This window comes from Dietzia maris, assembly GCF_036287335.1.
Lineage (GTDB): Bacteria > Actinomycetota > Actinomycetes > Mycobacteriales > Mycobacteriaceae > Dietzia > Dietzia cinnamea.
On sequence record NZ_CP143053.1, the window covers coordinates 648,263 to 667,039 of the forward strand.

The window sequence follows — 18,777 nt, forward strand, 5'->3', positions numbered from 1 at the left end:
GCACAATGTGAGACATGCCTCATACCAACCCGATCAGTGCCTGGGCCTCGCTGCGCGACGGCAACCACCGGTTCGTCGAGGGCCAGATGCGTCATCCGAGTCAGAATACCGAGCGGCGCGAGAAGCTCGTCGCCGCGCAGCACCCCAAGGCGGTGCTGTTCGGGTGCTCCGACTCGCGGGTGGCGGCCGAGATCATCTTCGACCAGGGTCTCGGTGACCTGTTCGTCATCCGCACGGCGGGTCACATCATCGACACCGCGGTGCTCGGGTCCATCGAGTACGCCGTGCACGTGCTCGACACCCCTCTGATCGTCGTGCTGGGCCACGACAGCTGTGGCGCGGTGAAGGCCACCACGGACGCGTTGGCGACCGGGGAGATCCCGCCCGGTTTCCTGCGTGACGTGGTCGAGAAGGTGTCGCCGTCGATCCTCAACGGCCGTCGCGAGGGACTGAGCACGACAGACGACTTCGAGGCGCGCCACGTGCTGGAGACGGGCGAACTGCTCAAGCAGCGGTCCAAGATCATCAGCGACCGGATCGACGAGGGCCGTCTGGCGATCGTCGGGGTCACCTACAAGCTCTCCGACGGTCACGCGTACCTCCGCAGCGCCATCGGAGACGTCCAGGACGTCCCGCACGGCCCGGGCGAGGAGATGGTCGCGGTCTAGCGGCCACCCACCGGCGGTGCCGTCTGGGGGACACGCCGCGCCGCAGGTCCGACGGGGCGCGGGCTCGGCTCTAGAGTTGGGCACGTGCACGAACCCCAGGGCCCCCTTCCGCGTGAAGTCTATGTGCGTCGCCGCGTCGCCGCGGTGGTCGTCGCGGTCGTCGCCGCCCTGGTCGTGGTGCTCGCGCTCTTCCTCGCCTCGCGGGACACCGGCACGGACACCCAGGAGACCGCCACCGGCGACGCGGGCTCCACTGAGCCGGTGGCCACCTCGGAGACGTCGACCACCGAGACCTCGTCGCGCGACGACGACGGTGGTGCCTCGCGGGGCCGGTGCGCGGACGAGGACCTGCGCCTGGACGTCTGGCCCGCCGAGCCGAACGTGGCGGTGGGGCAGGACGTGCGGTTCTTCGTGAACATCGTCAACGTCTCGGACACCACCTGCGACCGGGACCTGGCGGAGGCGCCGCTGTCGTTCGAGGTGTACCGCCTGGATGACAACTCCAAGGTGTGGTCGAGCATCGACTGCACGACCCCGCGTGACGAGGACGAGGTCGAGTTGCGTCCCGACGAGCCCGAGCCGCGTCAGATCGACTGGACCGGCCGCCGCTCGGCGGAGGGCGCCTGCTCCGAGGCGGACCGCACGCCCGTCGAGGTGGGCGCGTACCAGGTGTACGCACTGGTCGGGAACGTCTTCAGCCCGGCGGCCACGTTCAACGTCGTCGAGGCCCCCGAGTCCTGAGCCGCGCCCGGGTCAGACGATGCCCAGGCCCGTGAGGCGCTGGTGGACGTGCCGCGCCCACAGCGCGCCGACGCCCTCGACGTCCGCGAAGTCCGACTGCTCGGCCGAGAGCAGCGCCGGGACCGAGCCGAAGCGCTCGACGAGGGCCGTGATCTGCACCGGCCGCAGGCGCGGGATGTGCGTCAGCATGCGGTACCCCCGGGCGGTCACGTGGTCGTCGAGATCCTCGGGCTCGGCCGGCAGCCCCAGGCAGCGCGCCACCGGAGCGGGCAGGAGGAGGTCGGCGTCGGAGAGTGCGGCCAGCCGCTCGAGCCCGACCTCGATCTGCTCGGCGGTCGGGACGGGGCGGCGATCACCGTCGACAGGCTCGACCCGCAGGTGGTCGGCCACGAGACCCCGCAGTTCATCCGGGGTGTCGGAGAGCAGCTCCTCCAGCTGGAGAGCGGTCTGCCGGCCGTACTCGCCCATCTCCACGGTGAGCTCGGCGAGCTCGGCGCCCAGGCGCTCGAGGCGGAGCAATCGCTGGGCCATGGCCACCACGTCGCGGACGGAGGCGTAGTCGCCCATCTCCGCCCGGTCGAGTCGGGCGCGGGCGCGGGCGGCGTGGGCACCGTGACGCTCCATGGTCGCGACCGTCTGGTCGGCGCGCGCGAGCAGCACGACCGGGTCCGCGAGCACGCGGGCCAGACCGCCAGCGTAGACGGTGACCGTGGTCATCGACGCCGAAACGGCGACGGTGGGCACGCCGGTGTGCGCGGCCGTCCGCTCCGCGGCGCGGTGTCGGGTGCCCGTCTCGACGGCGGGCAGCGAAGGATCCGGCACGAGATGGACGTTGGCACGGGTGATGCGGGAACCATCGGTGGAGAGCACGACCGCGCCGTCCATCTTGCTCAGTTCTCGCAGGCGGGCCGGGGTGAACTCGACGTCGAGTTCCACGCCGCCGTCGCAGACGGCCCGGACGACCGGGTCGTCGCCGAGCACCACGAGGCCACCGGTGCCGCTGCGACGGATCCGGTCGAGTGCGTCACGCAGCGCCGTGCCCGGGGCGAGACGGCGCAGCACGGCGCGCATCTCGGGGTCGACCGACGAACCGTCAGCCGAGCGGGCGGAGAGGGCGGACGTGTCAGTGCCCCTCGGACTCGCCGACGAACTCCGCCGGACGGGTGTACTCGCCAGCCTCGAGGATCTCACCGACGACGGCGGCCCTGGTCTCGATGCGGTCGCCGTTCGAGAAGGAGACGGTGGCGGGCACCGAGGTGCCGATGTGCAGGTCCTCCGCCGACGGCAGGGTGGCGGTGGTCTGCTCGACGCACACGCCCTCGACCGGGACGGGCTCGGCGTTCTCGCGGGCGTCGACCACGATCGAGCAGCCACGCTCGAGCGTCTGAGTCTCACCGAGTTGGACGGGGGTCCCGTCGATCTGGACGCTGTCCAGGGAGACGGGCTCACCCAGGCCGTGGCCGCTGAAGGAGGCGACGAAACCGACGCGGGCCTCCCCGCCGTTCTCGGGGACGACCACCTGCAGGTCGTTGACCGCGAGGTCGCCGGCCTCACCGCGTCCACCGTCGACCGCGGCGACCTGGTTGGCCGTCTGCGAGACCTGGCCGGCGCTGCAGGCCGACGCCCCGAGGGCGGCGCCCACGGCCAGGACTACGAGCGCGGTGCGGCGCAGGCCGGTGTTCGGTGAAGTCACGTCAGGCTCCTCGGGGATGGTCGTCTCTCAGGCCGGTCTCATCGTAGTCCACTGCGGGTCCGGACCTGCGGCAGAGTATCCCGTTCCCGCCCCCGCGAACGTGCCGTCACGCCCGGCAGGTTGCTGACCTGCGCAAACGGAAAACGCCTGCACTGAGGGCGTGCTAAGATAGGTAAGTCGAAAGGGGAAAGCCACTCATGGAGTTCAAGGTCGGCGACACCGTCGTCTACCCGCATCACGGCGCCGCCACCATTCAGGCGATCGAGATGCGGACGGTCAAGGGCACCGAGAAGGAATACCTCGTCCTCAAGGTCTCACAGGGCGACCTCACGGTGAAGGTACCGGCCGAGAACGCCGAGTACGTGGGCGTGCGCGACGTCGTGGACCAGGCGGGTCTCGACAAGGTCTTCGAGGTCCTGCGCACCGAGCACGCGGAGGAGCCCACCAACTGGTCCCGCCGCTACAAGGCCAACGGCGAGAAGCTCGCCTCCGGCGACGTCAACAAGGTGGCCGAGGTCGTCCGTGACCTCTGGCGCCGCGACCTCGACCGCGGCCTGTCCGCCGGCGAGAAGCGGATGCTCGCCAAGGCGCGCCAGGTGCTCGTCGGTGAGCTGGCGCTCGCCGAGCGCTCCGACGAGGAGCGTGCGGACGCCCTCCTCGACGAGGTGCTGGGCTCCGCCGCCCCGGCGTGACACCCGCCGCCCACCAGACGGCATGACGGGTCAGCGCACGCCCGGGGACGCGCCCGGACACGGTATCGGCGGCCACCCCGCCCGCACGGGCAGGGTGGCCGCCGTCGTCCCCGCGGCCGGATCCGGCGTCCGGCTCGGAGCAGGACTGCCCAAGGCGTTCGTCGAGCTACACGGTCGCACCATGCTCGAGCGGGCCGTCGCCGGCCTGCTGACCTCCGGTGCCGTCGACGACGTCGTCGCCGTGGTCCCCGCGGACCGCGTCGCACAGGCCGAGTCGGAGCTGGCCCACCTCCGGGACGACGACCACCTCGTCGTCGTCACCACCGGGGGCGCGGAGCGCACCGACTCGGTGCGCAACGGTCTCGCGGCGCTGACCGCCCACCGACGCCGCCCCCGCGCGGCGGTCTACGACGTCCTGCTCGTGCACGACGCGGCGCGCTGCCTCACGCCCCCCGACGCGATCCGGCGCGTGGTGACGGCCGTTCGCGGCGGCGCGGTCGCGGTGGTCCCCGTCCTCCCGGTCGTCGACACCGTCAAGCAGGTCGACGCTGACGGCTACGTCGTCGGCACTCCCGACCGTGCCGCCCTCCGCGCCGTTCAGACGCCCCAGGGCTTCGCGCCCGACGTCCTGCTCGCCGCCTACGACGCCGCCGGGGACGTGACCACCGACGACGCAGGACTCGTCGAGCGGACCGGCGACCGCGTCGCCACGGTCCCCGGCGACCCGCTCGCGTTCAAGATCACCACCGCCGATGACCACGCCCGGGCCCTCGCCGAACTCGACCCCGGTGCGCCCGCCCCCGGCGCGCTCGTCCACGTCGGCCCCCAGGAGGAGAAATGACCGGACCCGTCATCCCCCGAGTCGGGATCGGCACCGACGCCCACCGCGTCGAACCGGGCAAGCCCTGCATGATGGCCTGCCTGCACTTCCCCGACGACCACGGCTGCGAGGGGCACTCCGACGGCGACGTCGTGGCCCACTCCCTGATCGACGCCCTGCTGTCGGCCGCCGGGCTCGGCGACCTCGGTGCTCTCGTCGGAACCGGGCGGCCCGAGTACGACGACGTCTCCGGCGAACGACTGCTGCGCGAGGCGTGCGACGAACTGGCTCGGCACGGATGGATCATCGGCAACGCCGCCGTCCAGATGGTCGGCAACCGCCCCAAGATGGGCCCCCGACGCGTCGAGGCCGAACGACGGCTCGGTGAGATCATCGGCGCACCCGTCTCCGTCTCCGCCACCACCACTGACGGAATGGGCTTCACGGGACGCGGCGAGGGGGTCTCCGCCGCCGCCACGGCGCTGGTCTACCGGGCCTGACGCGGGCGCACCGGTAGACTCGGGCCCCGTGACGCTCCATCTCTACGACACCGCCACCCGCTCCCTCCGGGAGTTCACCCCCGTCCGGGAAGGGCACGCGTCGGTCTACCTCTGTGGAGCCACCCCCCAGGCCATACCCCACATCGGTCACGTCCGCTCCGGCGTCGCGTTCGACGTCCTGCGCCGCTGGCTGATCGCCACCGGCTACGACGTCGCGTTCGTGCGCAACGTCACGGACATCGACGACAAGATCCTCACCAAAGCCGCGGAGAACGGCCGCCCCTGGTGGGAGTGGGCCGCAACCCACGAACGCGAGTTCACCCGCGCCTACGACGCGCTCGGCGTGCTACCGCCGTCCACCGAACCCCGCGCCACCGGGCACATGACCCAGATGATCGAGTACATGGAACGCCTCATCGAGCGCGGGTACGCCTACCCGGCCGAGGGCAGCGTCTACTTCGACGTCGCGGCGTGGTCGGCCGCGCCCGAGGGCGACTACGGGCACCTGTCCGGCCACCGGCTCGACGAGGTCGACCAGGGAGAGGCCGCCGACCTGCGCGGCAAGCGGGACCCCCGCGACTTCGCGCTGTGGAAGGCCGCCAAGCCGGGCGAACCCAGTTGGCCCACACCCTGGGGCGACGGTCGGCCCGGCTGGCACCTCGAGTGCTCGGCCATGGCCACCTGGTACCTGGGCGGCACTTTCGACATCCACGGCGGCGGGCTCGACCTGCAGTTCCCGCACCACGAGAACGAGGCCGCGCAGTCCCACGCCGCCGGCGACGGATTCGCCCGCTACTGGCTGCACAACGGCTGGGTGACGATGGCCGGCGAGAAGATGAGCAAGTCGCTCGGCAACGTGCTCAGCGTGCCGAACATCCTCACCGCCGTCCGGCCGGTGGAACTGCGCTACTACCTCGGAAGTGCGCATTACCGCTCGATGCTGGAATACTCTCCCGAAGCACTGCAGGAGGCGGCCGCCGCGTACCGGCGGATCGAGGCGTTCGTGCAGCGGGTGGACGAGGCCGTCAAGTCGGGCACGGGGCCGGACGCCGGGGTGCCCGTCGGTGAGTGGACGGAGGCGTTCGCCGCCGCGATGGACGACGATCTGGGGGTGCCCGCCGCGCTGGCGGAGATCCACGGTCGGGTGCGGGCCGGCAACACCGCGCTGTCGGCGGGAGACACGGAAGCGGCGCTCGCTGCAGCCTCGTCCGTCCGGGCGATGACCGCGGTACTCGGTGTCGACCCGCTCGACCCGCAGTGGACCTCCGCCGCGGGCGGCGATGACGCCGCCCTCACCGCCCTCGACCTCCTCGTCCGCGCGGAGCTCGAGGCCCGCGCTCAGGCACGGGCCGACAAGGATTTCGCCACCGCCGACGCCATCCGTGACCGACTGGTCGCGGCGGGTATCGAGGTGGCCGACACCGCGGACGGCCAGAAGTGGTCGCTCGCCCACCGGAAGGACTGACATGGCAGGTAACTCGAGTCGGCGCGGAGCCATCCGCAAGTCCGGCACCAAGAAGGGCCAGGTCGTCGGGTCGGGCGGCCAACGGCGCCGGGGGCTGGAGGCGCGCGGCGCCACCCCCAAGGCGGAGGACCGGACCTACCACCCGGCACACCGCCGGGCCAAGGCCGCCAACCGCAAGGCCGAGGGCGCGCAGCAGCGCCGCCGCCAGGCACAGAAGCAGGCCGACGGCCCCGAGTACGTGGTGGGCCGCAACCCGGTGGTCGAATGCCTCCGAGCCGGCGTTCCCGCGACCGCGCTGTACGTCGCGATCGGCTCGGACGCTGACGAGCGGCTGACCGAGGCCGTCCACCTCGCCGCCGGCAAGGGCATCTCCATCCTCGAGGTGCCGCGCACCGACCTCGACCGCATGGTGTCGAACGGCATGCACCAGGGCGTCGGCCTCCAGGTGCCGCCTTACCAGTACACCGACCCCGCTGACCTGCTGGACATGGCGATGGGTTCCTCCGAGCCCGCGCTGCTCGTGGCCTTGGACAACATCACGGATACGCGCAACCTCGGCGCCGTCATCCGCTCGGTCGCGGCCTTCGGCGGGCACGGGGTCCTCATCCCCGAGCGTCGCAGTGCCTCCATCACGGCCGTCGCGTGGCGGACCTCCGCCGGTGCCGCCGCCCGGCTCCCCGTCGCCAGGGCAACCAACCTCAACCGGACGCTGCTCGACTGGGCCAAGGCCGGGGTGCAGCTCGTCGGTCTCGACGCCGGCGGTGACGTCTCGCTGGACGACTACGACGGCACCGGGCCCACGGTCATCGTGGTGGGCTCCGAGGGCAAGGGTCTGTCCCGGTTGGTGCGTGAGAACTGCGATTCGATCCTGTCGATCCCGATCGCCTCGGAGGTGGAGAGCCTCAACGCCTCCGTCGCGGCGGGCGTGGTGCTGTCGGAGTTCGCGCGGCAGCGGCGCGTCAAGGGCTGACGCCGGCTGGCCGGCTGACCGGCTGACCGGACTCGCGGTCGCCGGCTGACCTGTGCGCTCGGACCCTCCACTGCGGTTCACGGGCAGCCGCGCCTGTACATGTCACCCCGCCCGTCGGCATGGCGTCTCGCGTCCGCGGATGTCACGCGGCCCGTCGGCATGGCGTCTCGCTCGGGCATCGGGGCTGGCGAGACGCCATGCCGACGCGCGGCTGTGTTCTGGCCGGGCAGTTTCGGGAGCGAGACGCCATGCCGACGCGCGGCTGTGTTCTGGCCGGGTAGTTTCGGGTGCGAGACGCCATGTCGGGGAGCGGCTGCGAGTGGCGCGGGCCCTGTTTCGTGCTCAGGCCCGCGGGCGGTGGGGTGACCGGCAGCGGTCGAACGCCGCGCGCGCGTACTCCCACGTCTCGACCCCGTAGTAGAGGTGGCCCGCGATCATGTAGAGCGCGGCGAGCCGCTGGTACGTCCACGCCCGGTCGAGAAAGGTGTCGTCGACCCGGCCGACGTACCGGGCCAGGACGCCCTCGACGAAGCGCGGGCCGTATTCGTACAGTTCGGCGAAGTCCACGGCCGGGTCTCCCAGGCACATGTCGGTGAAGTCGATGAGCCCCAGCTGGCCGGGGGCGGAGTCCCGGTCCCAGTACAGGTGGCGCGAGTAGACGTCGTTGTGGAGGAACACCCGCGGCAGCAGGGTGGACTGTAACGCGCCGACCTCGTCGCAGATCTCGTGGGCGGTGCGCATCTCGTCGGGGGTGAACACCGACGGCAGGTCGTGGGCGACGATGCCGCGCACGAAGTCCAGGTTCTCGGGTTGGTAGGAGTACGGGACCCGGTCGAGCGGCGGGCCCGAGACGTCCTGGATGTGCAGCGCGGACAGGAGTGCGCCCAGCTGGCCCGCGATGACCGTCTTCTCAGGGTGGGGCAGGCTGTGCAGCAGTTCCGGGGTGAGGCGCTGACCGCGCACCAGCGGGTAGCCGGCGAACCGCCCGTGTTCGGGAGCGTGCGAGTAGCGGGGGAGTGCCGCCTCCACACGCCCGGCGAGGTGCTCCAGGACCGCGATCTCGGTGGGCAGCTGGGTGAGCGCCTGCTCGTCGTCGGGGAAACGGAAGACCAGATCGCGGTGCCCGAGGGCGTCGTCTCCGTGGCAGCCGTGGCAGATCACCACGACGTGGTCCCAGCCCTCGTCGACCCGCTCGGCGCGGTCCCAGCTCAGTGTGGGGTAGTCGGCGCGGATGGCCGCGAGCCCGGCGGCGGCGGGATGAGCACCGGGGCCACCATCAGGATGAGCACCCGGGCCGGTAACCGGAGAGCCGGCGCCCGCGGGGCCACCATCGGGGTGAGCACTGTGGTCGCTGTTCACGGCTCACACGCTAGTACCGGGGGTCAGCGCCGGACCGCCGCCACCGCGCGACATGCCAGGTAGATGACGAACGAGACGGTGGTGACGAACACCGAGACGGGCACGCCGGGGGCGAGCGAGAGCAACATCCCGCCCACGGCGGCGAGCTCGGCGAAGAGGATCGTCAGCCCGATGGCCTTCGCGGGGCTGGAGGTGACGGCGGCCGCCGCGGCGGCGGGGGTGATGAGCAGGGAGAGCACGAGCAGCGCGCCCACCACCTGTACGGCCTGCGCCGCCGCGAGCCCCACGAGCACGGCGAAGATCATGTTGAGCGCCCGCACGGGCACACCGCGCGCCGCGGCCACCTCGGGGTCGGCGGAGGAGAACACGAGCGGCCGGTACAGCGCGATGAGCGCCACGCAGATGATTGCCGCGACCACCGCCATCTGCACGAGGCCGTTCTCGGAGACACCGACGATCTGCCCGGTGAGCAGGGAGAAACTGGTGCCGGACCGCCCGGGATAGAGGTGGATGAACAGCACCGCGAGCCCGAGGCCGAACGCCAGCACGACCCCGATCGAGGAGTCTCGTTGGGAGGCCCGCGAGCCCATGATCCCGAACATCAGCGCCGCGATCACCGACCCCACGATGGCCCCCAGGCCGAGGTTGAGCCCGAACAGCAGCGCGGCGGCGGCACCGGTCAAGGCGAGCTCGCTGGCGCCGTGGACGGAGAACGACATCTGCCGCATGATGATGAACGGTCCGATCGCGCCGGAGAGCAGGCCGAGCAGCGCGATCGCGGCGAGACCGAAGATCACGAAGTCCTGCTGCAGCAGGTAGGCGGTGGTCTCGGTGTCGGCGATGGACTCGACGATCTCGAGCAGGCGGTCCATCAGTGCGCTCCGTCCCCGGTGTGGTCGTGGTGGTGTCCCGTGGTCCAGGGCTCGGTACACAGGTGCTGGGTGTCGCCCACCACGATGATCTGTCCGCGCACGCGCAACACCTCGACGGGGGAGGAGTACAGCTCGGACAGGACCTCGCTGGTGAACACCTCGTCGGGAGTGCCGATGCGGTGCCGCCCGTCGACGAGGTAGACGATCCGGTCGACCATCGGCAGGACCGGGTTGATCTCGTGGGTGACGAACACGACCGCCGTGTCGTGCTCGCGGCGTCGGTGATCGAGGACGGAGGCGACGGTGCGCTGACCGGTGAGGTCCAGGCTGAGCAGCGGTTCGTCGCAGAGCATGACACACGGGTCGGCGGCGATGGCCTGGGCGACGCGCACACGCTGTTGTTCGCCTCCGGACATCCGCCCGAGCGGCTTGTCGGACAATGTCGTGGCCTCGAGGCGGGCGAGGGAGTCGGCGACGATGCGGCGCTTGTCGGCGCGCCGGGACGGCCGGCCGGGTCCCCAGCGGGTGCCGTCGATCCCGAGGGCGACGAGGTCGCGGCCGCGCAGGGTGATGCCGGGGTCGAACGCGCGTTGCTGCGGGACGTAGCCGAGGTGGGTGGCGCGGTCGCCCGGCGGCCGGCCGTCGACGAGGACGCTTCCGGCGTCGGGGCGGTGCTCGCCGAGCAGGACTTTGAGCAGGGTGGTCTTGCCGGCGCCGTTGGGCCCGAGGACGGCGACGAACTCGCCGGGCCGCACATCGAGGTCGAGGTCGCGGATGAGGGTGCGGCCGCCGCGCGAGACGGTGACGCCCCGCAAGGAGACGACCGGACCGGGCCCGGGGGCGCCGCGCTCGTGGTCGGCGGACGGGTCGGCGGCGGGGTCGGTGCCCGTCGGGTCGGTCTCCATCCGATCAGTGCCCGACGTCGGCCACAGGGGCGGCGTCGGCGAGCGCGCCGGCCACCCGGTCGACGATCCCGGTTATCCAGCTCAGGTAGTCGGTGCCCTCGGGGAGGGTCTCGGTGAGGTCGACGACGACGAGGTCCGCCTCCTCCGCGGCGTCGCGGACGCGGGCGGTCACGGAGGTCTCGGTCTGGGTGTTGAAGGCCAGGAAGGCGACCCGTCGCTCGGCGAGCAGATCGAGCAGGGCGGCGAGGTCGACGGCGGACGGGTCGGTGTCGTTCTCGACGGAGGCGAGGAACCCGCGCGGCGTCAGGTCGGTCAGGTGTGCGGCGTCGAACAGGTGCGCGCCGACCCGCTCGGTCTGGGCGTACGGGAAGTGGCCGCGGTCGTGGATCTCCTCGAGCTCGGCCTCGAGTGGCCCCAGGGCGTCGGCGAAGGCGCGGGCGTTGGCGCGGTACTCCTCGGCGTGCTCGGCGTCGATCGCGGCGAGTTCCTCGCCGACGCGCTCGGCGACGGCCGCGACGGTGGGCAGGCTGAACCACACGTGCTCGTTCTCGTCGGCGCCACCGTGCTCGTGGCCCCCTTCTCCGTGGTCGTCGCCGTGCTCCTCGCCGGCGTGCTCGTCGTCGGAGTGGTCGTGGCCGGCGTGGTTGTGGCCGGCGTGGTCGTGGCCGGCAACGACGCCCCCGGTGACGCGCGTGAACTCGTCGACGGCCCGCACGACCGGCACGTCGTCGGCGTTCTCGAGCGCGAGGTCCACGAATCCGTCGTATCCGGCGCCGTTGTAGATCACCAGGTCGGCGGTGCCGACGGACGCCGCGTCCGCCGGGCTGGCCTCGTAGGAGTGGGGATCGGCCGCCGGGTCGGAGATGACGGACTCCACCGTCGCGTTGTCGCCGGCCACCTGCTCGGCGATGTCGGCGTACACGGTCGTCGAGGCGACCACCTGGGGGCGGTCGCCGTCGTCGGTGGCGGCCTGACCGTCGGCGCCGCAGGCGGCGAGCGTGCCCGCGCCGAGCAGGGTCACCGCGAGCGCGGCCAGCGCTCGGCGTGGGGGGATGCGCTTCTGGCGGGGGGTCGACGACACGAGCACCACTCTCGTAGTAATGGGAACCGTTGTCGTTAAGTGTAGAACCGCGGAGGCCGCGGCGTGTGAATCCGGGGGTGCGAGACGCGTGTGGGCCGGTGCGTGACGGGACGTCGTCGACGCCTGCGGCGAGGGCGGCCGCGCACGCCGCGATGTCAGCTGCGCAGGTCGGCGAGGGTACCGAGCAGCTCGACGACCGCGGGGATGTCGGCCACGCGGTGGGCGGCCGCGGTCTCGCCTTCCCCGACCTTGATGCCCACGTCCTGCGGGCGTAGGCGTGCGAAACCGCGCTCGTCCGTGACGTCGTCGCCGATGAACAGCGCGACCTCGGCGCCGGTCTGCTCGACCATCTTCTCGATGGCCGCGCCCTTGCTCGCCTCGCGGACGGCGATCTCGACCACGTTCTTGCCCTCGGTGACGAACACCCCGTCGAGAGCGGCCGGCCCGGCCATGGCCTCGGACTGCGCACGGTCGCGAGCAGCGGGATCCGGCACCGGCCGGACGTGCAGGACGGCGGCGGTGGGCTTGGTCTCGACGTGGGCGCCGGGGGTGCGGGAGACGATGTCCTCCAGCTCGGAGCGCACCCGCTCGAGCAGCGCCACCTCGTCGTCGTCGAGGGGCGAGTCGAAACCGCCCTCCCACTCCGACCCGTGGCTCCCCACCAGCACCACCGGCGCGCCCGCGCCGCTCACCTCGGACAGTGCGGCGCGGTTGCGGCCCGACAGCAGCGCCACCGTCGTGCGGGGCAGGTCCGCGAGGCGCGCCAGCGCGTCCACGGCACCGGGCGCGGGCACAGCGCTGGTGGGGTCGTCGACGAACGGCGCGAGCGTGCCGTCGTAGTCGCACGCCACCACCAGGGTGGGCGCCGCGGCAGCGCGTCGGAGGGCCTCGTCGAGCGTCTCGGGTGGCGTCATGTGGCTCAGGATAGGCGCGGTGGCGAAGCGAAAAACCCTCTACTGGCGATGTGACGCGTGCTACGTTAAGAAAACCCATAGGAACCACCAGTCGGGCGTGGCGATCACGCACCGGAGAGCGCACGAGGATTCGGGCACACGGGTGAGCCTGGTGTCCGACCGCGATCGGAAGGTTGAAGACCATGGCACCATCAGCGCTGAGAACATCCGTCCGCCGTCGTTCGAAGGGCGTGGTCGCCGCCGTCGTGGTGGCCGGGCTGGCGCTCACGGGGTGTACCTCGACGAACACCGATGACGACTCCAGCCTGCTGCAGACGCTGCAGGAGCGCGGCAGCGTGACCGTCGGCTTCGCAGGGGAGGCACCGTACTCGTTCATGGAGAACGGAGAGCTGACCGGCGCCACCGTCGCGCTGCACCGGGAGATCTTCGGCAACCTGGGCATCGAGACCGTCGAGGGCGTGAACGCCGACTTCGGCGCCCTGATCCCCGGCCTGCAGGCCAACCGCTTCGACGTGGTCAGCGCGGGGATGTCGATCCTGCCGGAGCGCTGCGAGCAGGCCGCGTTCAGCGAGCCGGAGTTCAACTACACCACCGCGCTCATGGTCGAGGAGGGCAACCCGATGAACCTCACCGACATGCAGTCGGTGGCGGACAGCGGGGCGCGGCTGGCGACCATGACGGGCGCGATCGAGTCCGACTACGCGACCGAGCTGGGCATCGACTCGATGCAGGTCGCCACGCCGCAGGACGGGATGGACGCGGTGACGTCCGGGCGCGCCGACGTCTTCGCGCTGACCGGGATCTCGCTCAACTGGATGAAGAACAACAACCCCGACGCGCCCGTCGAGGTCACCCAGTCGTTCGTCGCCGAGATCAACGGGGTGCCGCAGGTCGGGGCCGGCGGCACCGTGTTCCGTACCGACGACAAGGAACTGCTGGACGCCTACAACGAGGAACTGGCGAAGATCACCTCCGACCCGGAGAAGTACCTCTCCATCGTGGGCGAGTTCGGGTTCACTGAAGAGGAGCTGCCCGATCCCGAACTGACGACCGCCGACCTGTGCGCCGGGGTCGAGTAGCCGGCGGTGGACAGTAATATCGATGCCTTCCTGGAGGCGTGGCCGCGTTTCCAGGAAGGCATCGTCACCACCATCTACCTCACTCTCGGTGGCGCGGCCCTGGCGTTCGCGTTGGCGCTCGTGTTGGGTGTCGCGGCGGGCTCCCGCTCCATGCTCATCCGCGGGGTGTCGAGGACGATCGTCGAGTTCTTCCGCGGGACCTCCCTCCTGGTGCAGCTGTTCTGGCTGTTCTTCGTCCTGCCGCTGCTCGGCTACGAGCTCGACCCGCTCTTCTGCGGGATCCTCGCGTTGGGGCTCAACTACGGGGCGTATGCGGCCGAGGTGGTGCGCGGGTCGCTGGCGGCCGTGCCGGCCCCGCAGTGGGAGGCCGCGCTGGCCCTCAACTTCACGTCGTGGCAGCGCCTGTACCGGATCGTCTTCCCGCAGGCGTGGGTGCAGATGATCCCGCCGCTCAACAATCTGCTGATCCAGCTGCTCAAGGGCAGCGCACTGGCCAGCTTCATCCTGCTCCAGGATCTGACCTTCCACATCGGCGAGCTGCGGCGGGTCACCGGTGACACCGTCTTCGCCTTCGGGATCGGGCTGGTGCTGTACTTCCTCATCGCCTACGTGCTCACCCTGTTCATGAACATGCTGGAGGTCGGCGCGAAGTCCCGACTCGGTGTCGGGCCGTCGATGCGTGAGGTCCTGAGTCTGCGTCCCGAACGGGTCGACGAGGCAGTGGGGGTCGGACGATGAGTGTCGACTGGAGTTGGGAACGCGCCGCCGAGGCCGTGCCCGTCCTGCTCGAGGGCTTCAGGATCACGCTGCTCGCCACCGTGGTCGGATTCCTCATCGCCGCCGCACTGGGACTGGTCGTGGCGGTGCTCCGTCGGGCCGCGCCCGCGGTGATCACGGTGCCCCTGCGGATGGTGACCGAGTTCATCCGGCTCACCCCGCTCGTGGTTCAGCTGCTGTTCGCCTACTTCCTGCTCCCACAGTTCACCGCGCTGCAGATCGGCATCGGCGTGATCGGCGTGCATTACGCGACCTACATGGCCGAGGTGTACCGCGCGGGCATCGACGCCGTGCCGCGGGGGCAGTGGGAGGCCGCGCAGGCGCTGTCCCTGCCCGCGGGCCGGACGTGGCGGGCGGTCGTGCTCCCGCAGGCGATCCGCAACACCGTCCCGGCGCTCGGCAACTATGCGATCTCGCTGTTCAAGGACACCCCGTTCCTCTTCGCCATCACCGTGGTGGAGATGGTCACGGCAGCGCAGCAGTACGGCGCCCGGAACTTCCAGTACCTCGAGCCGATCACGCTCGCCGGCGTGATCTTCCTGCTCGCGAGCTACCCGACATCGATTCTCATCCGGAGACTGGAGAAGTCCCTTGCCTACTGACGACACCACCCCGGCCGGCGACGCCGCCCCCGCCGGTCACACGCCATCGGCCGGGCCGGGGTCCACGGGCGCCGACGACGCCCCGATGGTGGTGTTCGAGAAGGTGGTCAAGAAGTTCGGCGACCACACCGTCCTGGACCACCTCGACTTCACCGTGCGGCGCGGCGAGCGCGTGGCACTGATCGGACCGAGCGGATCGGGCAAGACGACGATCCTGCGGCTGCTGATGACGATCGAGTCGGTGGACGACGGCGTGATCTGGGTGGAGGGCGAGCCGCTGACCCACCAGCTCAGGGACGGCAAGCTGGTCAAGCCCTCTCAGAAGCATCTGCGCGCCGTCCGATCGAAGATCGGCATGGTGTTCCAGCAGTTCAACCTGTTCCCCAACATGACGGTGCTGAGGAACATCACCGAGGCGCCCATCCACGTCCTGGGCAGATCGAAGGAGGAGGCGGAGGCGCGGGCGCGGGAACTCCTGGCCACCGTGGGGCTCTCGGACAAGGAGAACGCCCACCCCACCACGCTCTCGGGCGGCCAGCAGCAGCGGGTCGCCATCGCCCGCGCGCTCGCGATGGACCCGGACATCCTGTTGCTCGACGAGGTCACCTCGGCCCTCGACCCGGAGCTGGTCGCGGACGTGCTCGGGGTCCTCCGGATGATCGCCGAGTCCACCGACATCACGATGCTCATCGTCACCCACGAGATGGGCTTCGCCCGCGACGTCGCCGACCGCGTCCTCGTGTTCGACAAGGGCAAGATCGTCGAGGAGGGGACGCCGGAGGCGATCTTCACGGACCCGCAGCAGGAGCGGACCCGCACGTTCCTCAAGGCCGTCCTCGACCGCTGAGTCCCGCGGGCCGACCGGACCTTGACCGGGCGCCGCCGCACTGTACGATTGTCGACAATCAGACGGTTCGGTGGAAGGTGCCCGCATGACAGTCACCCTGACGGCGCTTGAGCTCGCCGAGTGTTTCCGGGACGGCGCGTACTCCCCGGTGGAGTCGGCCGAGGAGGCGCTCGACGCCATCGAGCGGGTGGACGGGAGGATCAACGCCTTCTGCCACGTCGACCGCGAGGCGACCCTCGCCGAGGCCGGGCGTTCCGAGGAGCGGTACAGGAGCGGCGCGCCGCTCGGTCCGCTCGACGGGGTACCCACGTCGATCAAGGACATTTTCTACACCCGGGGCGTCCCGACCCTGCGGGGCTCCCACCTGCTGGCCGACAAACCGGGCGCCACCGATCCGGCGTCCTGGCCCGACGACGCCCCGGTGACCTCCGCGGTCCACGAGGCCGGATGCGTGGTGATCGGCAAGACCACGACCCCGGAGTTCGCGTGGAAGGGCGTCACCGACAACACGCTCACCGGGATCACCCGCAACCCGCATGACCCGGCCCTGACCCCGGGCGGTTCGAGCGGTGGGGCGGCGTCGGCGGTCGCCGCCGGGCTCGGGCAGCTCGCACTGGGCACCGACGGCGGCGGCTCGGTCCGGATCCCCGCCGCGTTCTGCGCGATCGTCGCGCTCAAGCCCACCTACGGGGTCATCCCGATGTTCCCGTCGAGCCCGTTCGGCACGCTCGCGCACGCCGGGCCGATGACCCGCACGGTGTCCGACGCCGCCGCGTTCATGGACGCTCTGCTGCGCCCCGACCCGCGGGACTGGTCCGCCGTCCCCGCGCGCGCCACCACGCCCGGCCCGGGCGGGTATCTGGCCGCGGCGACCGAGGGGACGCGGGGCGACCGCCCGCTCGAGGGCCTGCGGGTCGCCTACAGTCCCACGCTGGGCTTCGGTCGGAACGATGCCGACGTCGAGCGCGAGGTCACCCGCGCGGTCGGCGTCCTCTCCGAGCTCGGGGCGCACGTCGACACCGCCGACCCGGGCGTGACCGACCCCGTCGACGCGTTCCACGTCCTGTGGTTCGCGGGCCTGGCCGCGGTCCTCGCGCCGCACGGGCCGGACGCGATCGAGCGCGTTGACCCGTCGATGCGCGAGGCCCTGGGCCGGTATCACGACTACTCCGCCGCCGACTACCTCGACGCGGTCGCCGTCCGCATGGCGCTGGGGGCGAGGATGGCCGATTTCCACCAGCGGTACGACATCCTCATCACGCCCACCACCCCGATCCCGGCCTTCGACGTGGGGTCGGACGTGCCGCCGGGTTGGCACAGCCCGGACTGGACCTCGTGGACGCCCTACACCTATCCGTTCAACATGACCCAGCAGCCGGCGCTGAGCGTTCCGTGCGGGACGACCGACTCCGGGCTGCCGGTGGGTCTGCAGGTGGTGGGGGCCCGCTTCGAGGACCGGCTCGTCGTCCGGGTCGGCGCCGCCCTCGAGGTCGCGCTGGGCAGGGTGGTGCCCACGCCCCGGGTCCACGCCGGCGGTGCCGGGGGCGATGACCGATGACGACACCCGTCCCGGAGTCGGCCACCGGGCCGGCCGCAGCATCCGCCACCGGGCCGGCCGCAGCACCCGCCGCGGAGTCCGCCCCGGGCCTGGCCCCCGTCGTCCGCGAGTCGACTCCGTCGCTCATCGCGCGCACGCTCCGTCGTGCGATCTCCGACGGCACGTTCGGCCCGGGCACCCAGCTCGGCGAGGCCGCGTTGGCGCGTTCGCTCGGCGTGAGCCGCGGCCCCCTGCGCGAGGCCATGCAGCGGTTGACGCAGGAGGGCCTCCTGGTCTCCCACCGCAACCGCGGGCTGTTCGTCGCCGACCTGACCCCCGAGGCCGTCGAGGACATGTACCTGCTGCGCACGACGGTGGAGACGGCCGCCCTCGACCGCGTACTCGACCTGGGACTGGGGGCCGACACGGCCGACGCGCTCGACGCCGCCGTCGACGCGATGGCCGCCCTCGCCGCCGAGCCGCGATCGGCGGCCATGGTCGCGGCGGATCTGGACTTCCACCACGCCCTCGTCGAGGCCGCGCGGAGCCCGCGACTGTCGCGCGTGCACGAGACGGTGCTGGTCGAGACGAGCATGTGCCTACACGCCATGCGGGGTACCTATTCGGACGCCGCGTCGCGGCTCGCCGAGCATCGCGCGATCGCCGACGCGGTACGCGCGGCCAACCCGGGCCCGGCCCGCGCGCTGCTGGTCGACCACATGAGGGACGGTCTCGCGCGGGTCCTCGGATCCGGCCCGGCCGTCTGACCACCCCCGGCGCGCGGCCGTCTGACGCGCACCTCGACACCGGCGATGACCAGCGGAAAGGCGTTGATGGCCGTGATCGTCACGCGCATGAAGGAACTTTAGCGGTGCCGACCCATCCCACCCGTGGGGGTGTGCCGAATCACCTCCGATGTGACGGAAGCTGGAACGGACGGTGGGAGGGAAAGATGCAGCACAGCGTGTTGACCAAGACCGACGAGCAGTGGGCGTGGGCAGATCTCGGTCGGTGTCGGGACATTCCGGACCTGTTCTACAACGGGGAGGATGAGGCCAAGGCGACGCGGCGCCGCAAGGAGACCGCGGCCAAGAAGCTCTGCGCGCAATGCCCCGTCATCGACGCCTGCCGCCGCCACGCCACGTACAACCGTGAGCTGTACGGCGTGTGGGGCGGGATGACCGAGGCCGAGCGCCACCGCCAGGCCGGCCGGGTGCGCACCGGCTAGACCCTCCCTGTGTTCGCGCGACACCCG

General features: G+C 71.5%; 20 protein-coding genes and 1 pseudogene. 14 read left to right on the forward strand and 7 right to left on the reverse strand.

Annotated features, from left to right (window positions below; all coding sequences use genetic code 11):
* Positions 1-14 precede the first annotated feature (14 nt).
* Together VYL96_RS02945 and VYL96_RS02950 are read left to right on the forward strand one after the other, a co-directional pair.
* Positions 15-668, forward strand: a complete 654-nt coding sequence (locus VYL96_RS02945; protein WP_061916542.1) for a carbonic anhydrase — start codon at positions 15-17, stop codon at positions 666-668.
* Between the two features lie 84 nt (positions 669-752).
* Positions 753-1,409 (forward strand): hypothetical protein, encoded by a 657-nt coding sequence (locus VYL96_RS02950; RefSeq protein WP_061227463.1) that lies wholly within the window; start codon positions 753-755, stop codon positions 1,407-1,409.
* Positions 1,410-1,421: 12 nt separating this feature from the next.
* On the opposite strand, the gene disA is transcribed toward VYL96_RS02950, so the two are convergent.
* Both disA and VYL96_RS02960 read right to left on the reverse strand, forming a co-directional pair.
* The gene (gene disA / locus VYL96_RS02955; RefSeq protein ID WP_061227462.1) at positions 1,422-2,480 is read right to left on the reverse strand and encodes a DNA integrity scanning diadenylate cyclase DisA; all 1,059 of its coding nucleotides are present in this window, start codon (positions 2,478-2,480) and stop codon (positions 1,422-1,424) included.
* Positions 2,481-2,532: 52 nt separating this feature from the next.
* Positions 2,533-3,102, reverse strand: a complete 570-nt coding sequence (locus tag VYL96_RS02960; RefSeq protein WP_061916536.1) for a hypothetical protein — start codon at positions 3,100-3,102, stop codon at positions 2,533-2,535.
* 197 nt (positions 3,103-3,299) lie between these two features.
* Between VYL96_RS02960 and VYL96_RS02965 the strand changes: the two genes are divergently transcribed.
* Genes VYL96_RS02965 through rlmB form a run of 5 tightly spaced genes read left to right on the forward strand, consistent with a single transcriptional unit; the run spans position 3,300 to position 7,549 of the window.
* On the forward strand, positions 3,300-3,794 hold the full coding sequence (locus VYL96_RS02965; protein ID WP_061916532.1) for a CarD family transcriptional regulator: 495 nt from the start codon (positions 3,300-3,302) through the stop codon (positions 3,792-3,794).
* A gap of 22 nt (positions 3,795-3,816) precedes the next feature.
* Positions 3,817-4,635 carry a 2-C-methyl-D-erythritol 4-phosphate cytidylyltransferase gene (gene ispD, locus VYL96_RS02970; protein WP_232303124.1) on the forward strand — a complete coding sequence of 273 codons (819 nt, stop codon included), beginning with the start codon at positions 3,817-3,819 and terminating at the stop codon, positions 4,633-4,635.
* Complete coding sequence (ispF, locus tag VYL96_RS02975) at positions 4,632-5,114, forward strand: 2-C-methyl-D-erythritol 2,4-cyclodiphosphate synthase (protein ID WP_061227459.1); 483 nt, start codon at positions 4,632-4,634, stop codon at positions 5,112-5,114. Before ispD ends, ispF begins: the two co-directional genes overlap by 4 nt.
* Before the next feature lie 28 nt (positions 5,115-5,142).
* Positions 5,143-6,579: a cysteine--tRNA ligase gene (gene cysS, locus VYL96_RS02980; RefSeq protein WP_061916529.1), complete on the forward strand. Its 1,437-nt coding sequence runs from the start codon at positions 5,143-5,145 to the stop codon at positions 6,577-6,579.
* A gap of 1 nt (position 6,580) precedes the next feature.
* Positions 6,581-7,549 carry a 23S rRNA (guanosine(2251)-2'-O)-methyltransferase RlmB gene (rlmB, locus tag VYL96_RS02985; protein WP_063935326.1) on the forward strand — a complete coding sequence of 323 codons (969 nt, stop codon included), beginning with the start codon at positions 6,581-6,583 and terminating at the stop codon, positions 7,547-7,549.
* A 342-nt stretch (positions 7,550-7,891) separates the two neighbouring features.
* Here rlmB and VYL96_RS02990 read toward each other — a convergent pair whose 3' ends face one another.
* The 5 genes and pseudogenes from VYL96_RS02990 to otsB form a co-directional block, all read right to left on the reverse strand.
* Positions 7,892-8,908, reverse strand: coding sequence for an aminoglycoside phosphotransferase family protein (locus tag VYL96_RS02990; RefSeq protein ID WP_232303121.1), 1,017 nt, complete (start codon positions 8,906-8,908; stop codon positions 7,892-7,894).
* Positions 8,909-8,931: 23 nt separating this feature from the next.
* Positions 8,932-9,780 carry a metal ABC transporter permease gene (locus VYL96_RS02995; RefSeq protein WP_061227456.1) on the reverse strand — a complete coding sequence of 283 codons (849 nt, stop codon included), beginning with the start codon at positions 9,778-9,780 and terminating at the stop codon, positions 8,932-8,934.
* Positions 9,780-10,541, reverse strand: a pseudogene (locus VYL96_RS03000) (metal ABC transporter ATP-binding protein); the annotation flags it as partial. The pseudogene VYL96_RS03000 and the gene VYL96_RS02995, both read right to left, overlap by 1 nt.
* Positions 10,542-10,689: 148 nt before the next feature.
* Positions 10,690-11,766, reverse strand: a complete 1,077-nt coding sequence (locus VYL96_RS03005; protein WP_232303122.1) for a metal ABC transporter solute-binding protein, Zn/Mn family — start codon at positions 11,764-11,766, stop codon at positions 10,690-10,692.
* A gap of 155 nt (positions 11,767-11,921) precedes the next feature.
* Positions 11,922-12,680, reverse strand: coding sequence for a trehalose-phosphatase (otsB, locus tag VYL96_RS03010; RefSeq protein WP_061227453.1), 759 nt, complete (start codon positions 12,678-12,680; stop codon positions 11,922-11,924).
* A 182-nt stretch (positions 12,681-12,862) separates the two neighbouring features.
* Between otsB and ehuB the strand changes: the two genes are divergently transcribed.
* From ehuB to VYL96_RS03045, 7 genes are all read left to right on the forward strand, one after another.
* Complete coding sequence (gene ehuB, locus VYL96_RS03015; RefSeq protein WP_063935327.1) at positions 12,863-13,759, forward strand: ectoine/hydroxyectoine ABC transporter substrate-binding protein EhuB; 897 nt, start codon at positions 12,863-12,865, stop codon at positions 13,757-13,759.
* Positions 13,760-13,765: 6 nt separating this feature from the next.
* The gene (ehuC, locus tag VYL96_RS03020) at positions 13,766-14,497 is read left to right on the forward strand and encodes an ectoine/hydroxyectoine ABC transporter permease subunit EhuC (protein WP_007628426.1); all 732 of its coding nucleotides are present in this window, start codon (positions 13,766-13,768) and stop codon (positions 14,495-14,497) included.
* Positions 14,494-15,138: an ectoine/hydroxyectoine ABC transporter permease subunit EhuD gene (gene ehuD / locus VYL96_RS03025; protein WP_007628425.1), complete on the forward strand. Its 645-nt coding sequence runs from the start codon at positions 14,494-14,496 to the stop codon at positions 15,136-15,138. Before ehuC ends, ehuD begins: the two co-directional genes overlap by 4 nt.
* Before the next feature lie 85 nt (positions 15,139-15,223).
* Positions 15,224-15,985 carry an ectoine/hydroxyectoine ABC transporter ATP-binding protein EhuA gene (gene ehuA, locus VYL96_RS03030; protein ID WP_061916514.1) on the forward strand — a complete coding sequence of 254 codons (762 nt, stop codon included), beginning with the start codon at positions 15,224-15,226 and terminating at the stop codon, positions 15,983-15,985.
* A gap of 85 nt (positions 15,986-16,070) precedes the next feature.
* The gene (locus VYL96_RS03035) at positions 16,071-17,543 is read left to right on the forward strand and encodes an amidase (RefSeq protein ID WP_070722974.1); all 1,473 of its coding nucleotides are present in this window, start codon (positions 16,071-16,073) and stop codon (positions 17,541-17,543) included.
* On the forward strand, positions 17,540-18,289 hold the full coding sequence (locus VYL96_RS03040) for a GntR family transcriptional regulator (RefSeq protein ID WP_083961711.1): 750 nt from the start codon (positions 17,540-17,542) through the stop codon (positions 18,287-18,289). Before VYL96_RS03035 ends, VYL96_RS03040 begins: the two co-directional genes overlap by 4 nt.
* Before the next feature lie 185 nt (positions 18,290-18,474).
* Positions 18,475-18,750, forward strand: coding sequence for a WhiB family transcriptional regulator (locus VYL96_RS03045; protein WP_063935329.1), 276 nt, complete (start codon positions 18,475-18,477; stop codon positions 18,748-18,750).
* Positions 18,751-18,777 lie beyond the last annotated feature (27 nt).

Coding starts and splice junctions, on each gene's coding strand:
- VYL96_RS02995 (WP_061227456.1), bottom strand. CDS start 9,780: ATGGACCGCCTGCTCGAGATCGTCGAGTCCATCGCCGACACCGAGACC.
- VYL96_RS03035 (WP_070722974.1), top strand. CDS start 16,071: ATGACAGTCACCCTGACGGCGCTTGAGCTCGCCGAGTGTTTCCGGGAC.
- VYL96_RS02945 (WP_061916542.1), top strand. CDS start 15: ATGCCTCATACCAACCCGATCAGTGCCTGGGCCTCGCTGCGCGACGGC.
- ispF (WP_061227459.1), top strand. CDS start 4,632: ATGACCGGACCCGTCATCCCCCGAGTCGGGATCGGCACCGACGCCCAC.
- VYL96_RS03040 (WP_083961711.1), top strand. CDS start 17,540: ATGACGACACCCGTCCCGGAGTCGGCCACCGGGCCGGCCGCAGCATCC.
- disA (WP_061227462.1), bottom strand. CDS start 2,480: ATGCGCGCCGTGCTGCGCCGTCTCGCCCCGGGCACGGCGCTGCGTGAC.
- VYL96_RS02965 (WP_061916532.1), top strand. CDS start 3,300: ATGGAGTTCAAGGTCGGCGACACCGTCGTCTACCCGCATCACGGCGCC.
- VYL96_RS03045 (WP_063935329.1), top strand. CDS start 18,475: ATGCAGCACAGCGTGTTGACCAAGACCGACGAGCAGTGGGCGTGGGCA.
- ehuA (WP_061916514.1), top strand. CDS start 15,224: ATGGTGGTGTTCGAGAAGGTGGTCAAGAAGTTCGGCGACCACACCGTC.
- ehuB (WP_063935327.1), top strand. CDS start 12,863: ATGGCACCATCAGCGCTGAGAACATCCGTCCGCCGTCGTTCGAAGGGC.
- ispD (WP_232303124.1), top strand. CDS start 3,817: ATGACGGGTCAGCGCACGCCCGGGGACGCGCCCGGACACGGTATCGGC.
- rlmB (WP_063935326.1), top strand. CDS start 6,581: ATGGCAGGTAACTCGAGTCGGCGCGGAGCCATCCGCAAGTCCGGCACC.
- otsB (WP_061227453.1), bottom strand. CDS start 12,680: ATGACGCCACCCGAGACGCTCGACGAGGCCCTCCGACGCGCTGCCGCG.
- ehuD (WP_007628425.1), top strand. CDS start 14,494: ATGAGTGTCGACTGGAGTTGGGAACGCGCCGCCGAGGCCGTGCCCGTC.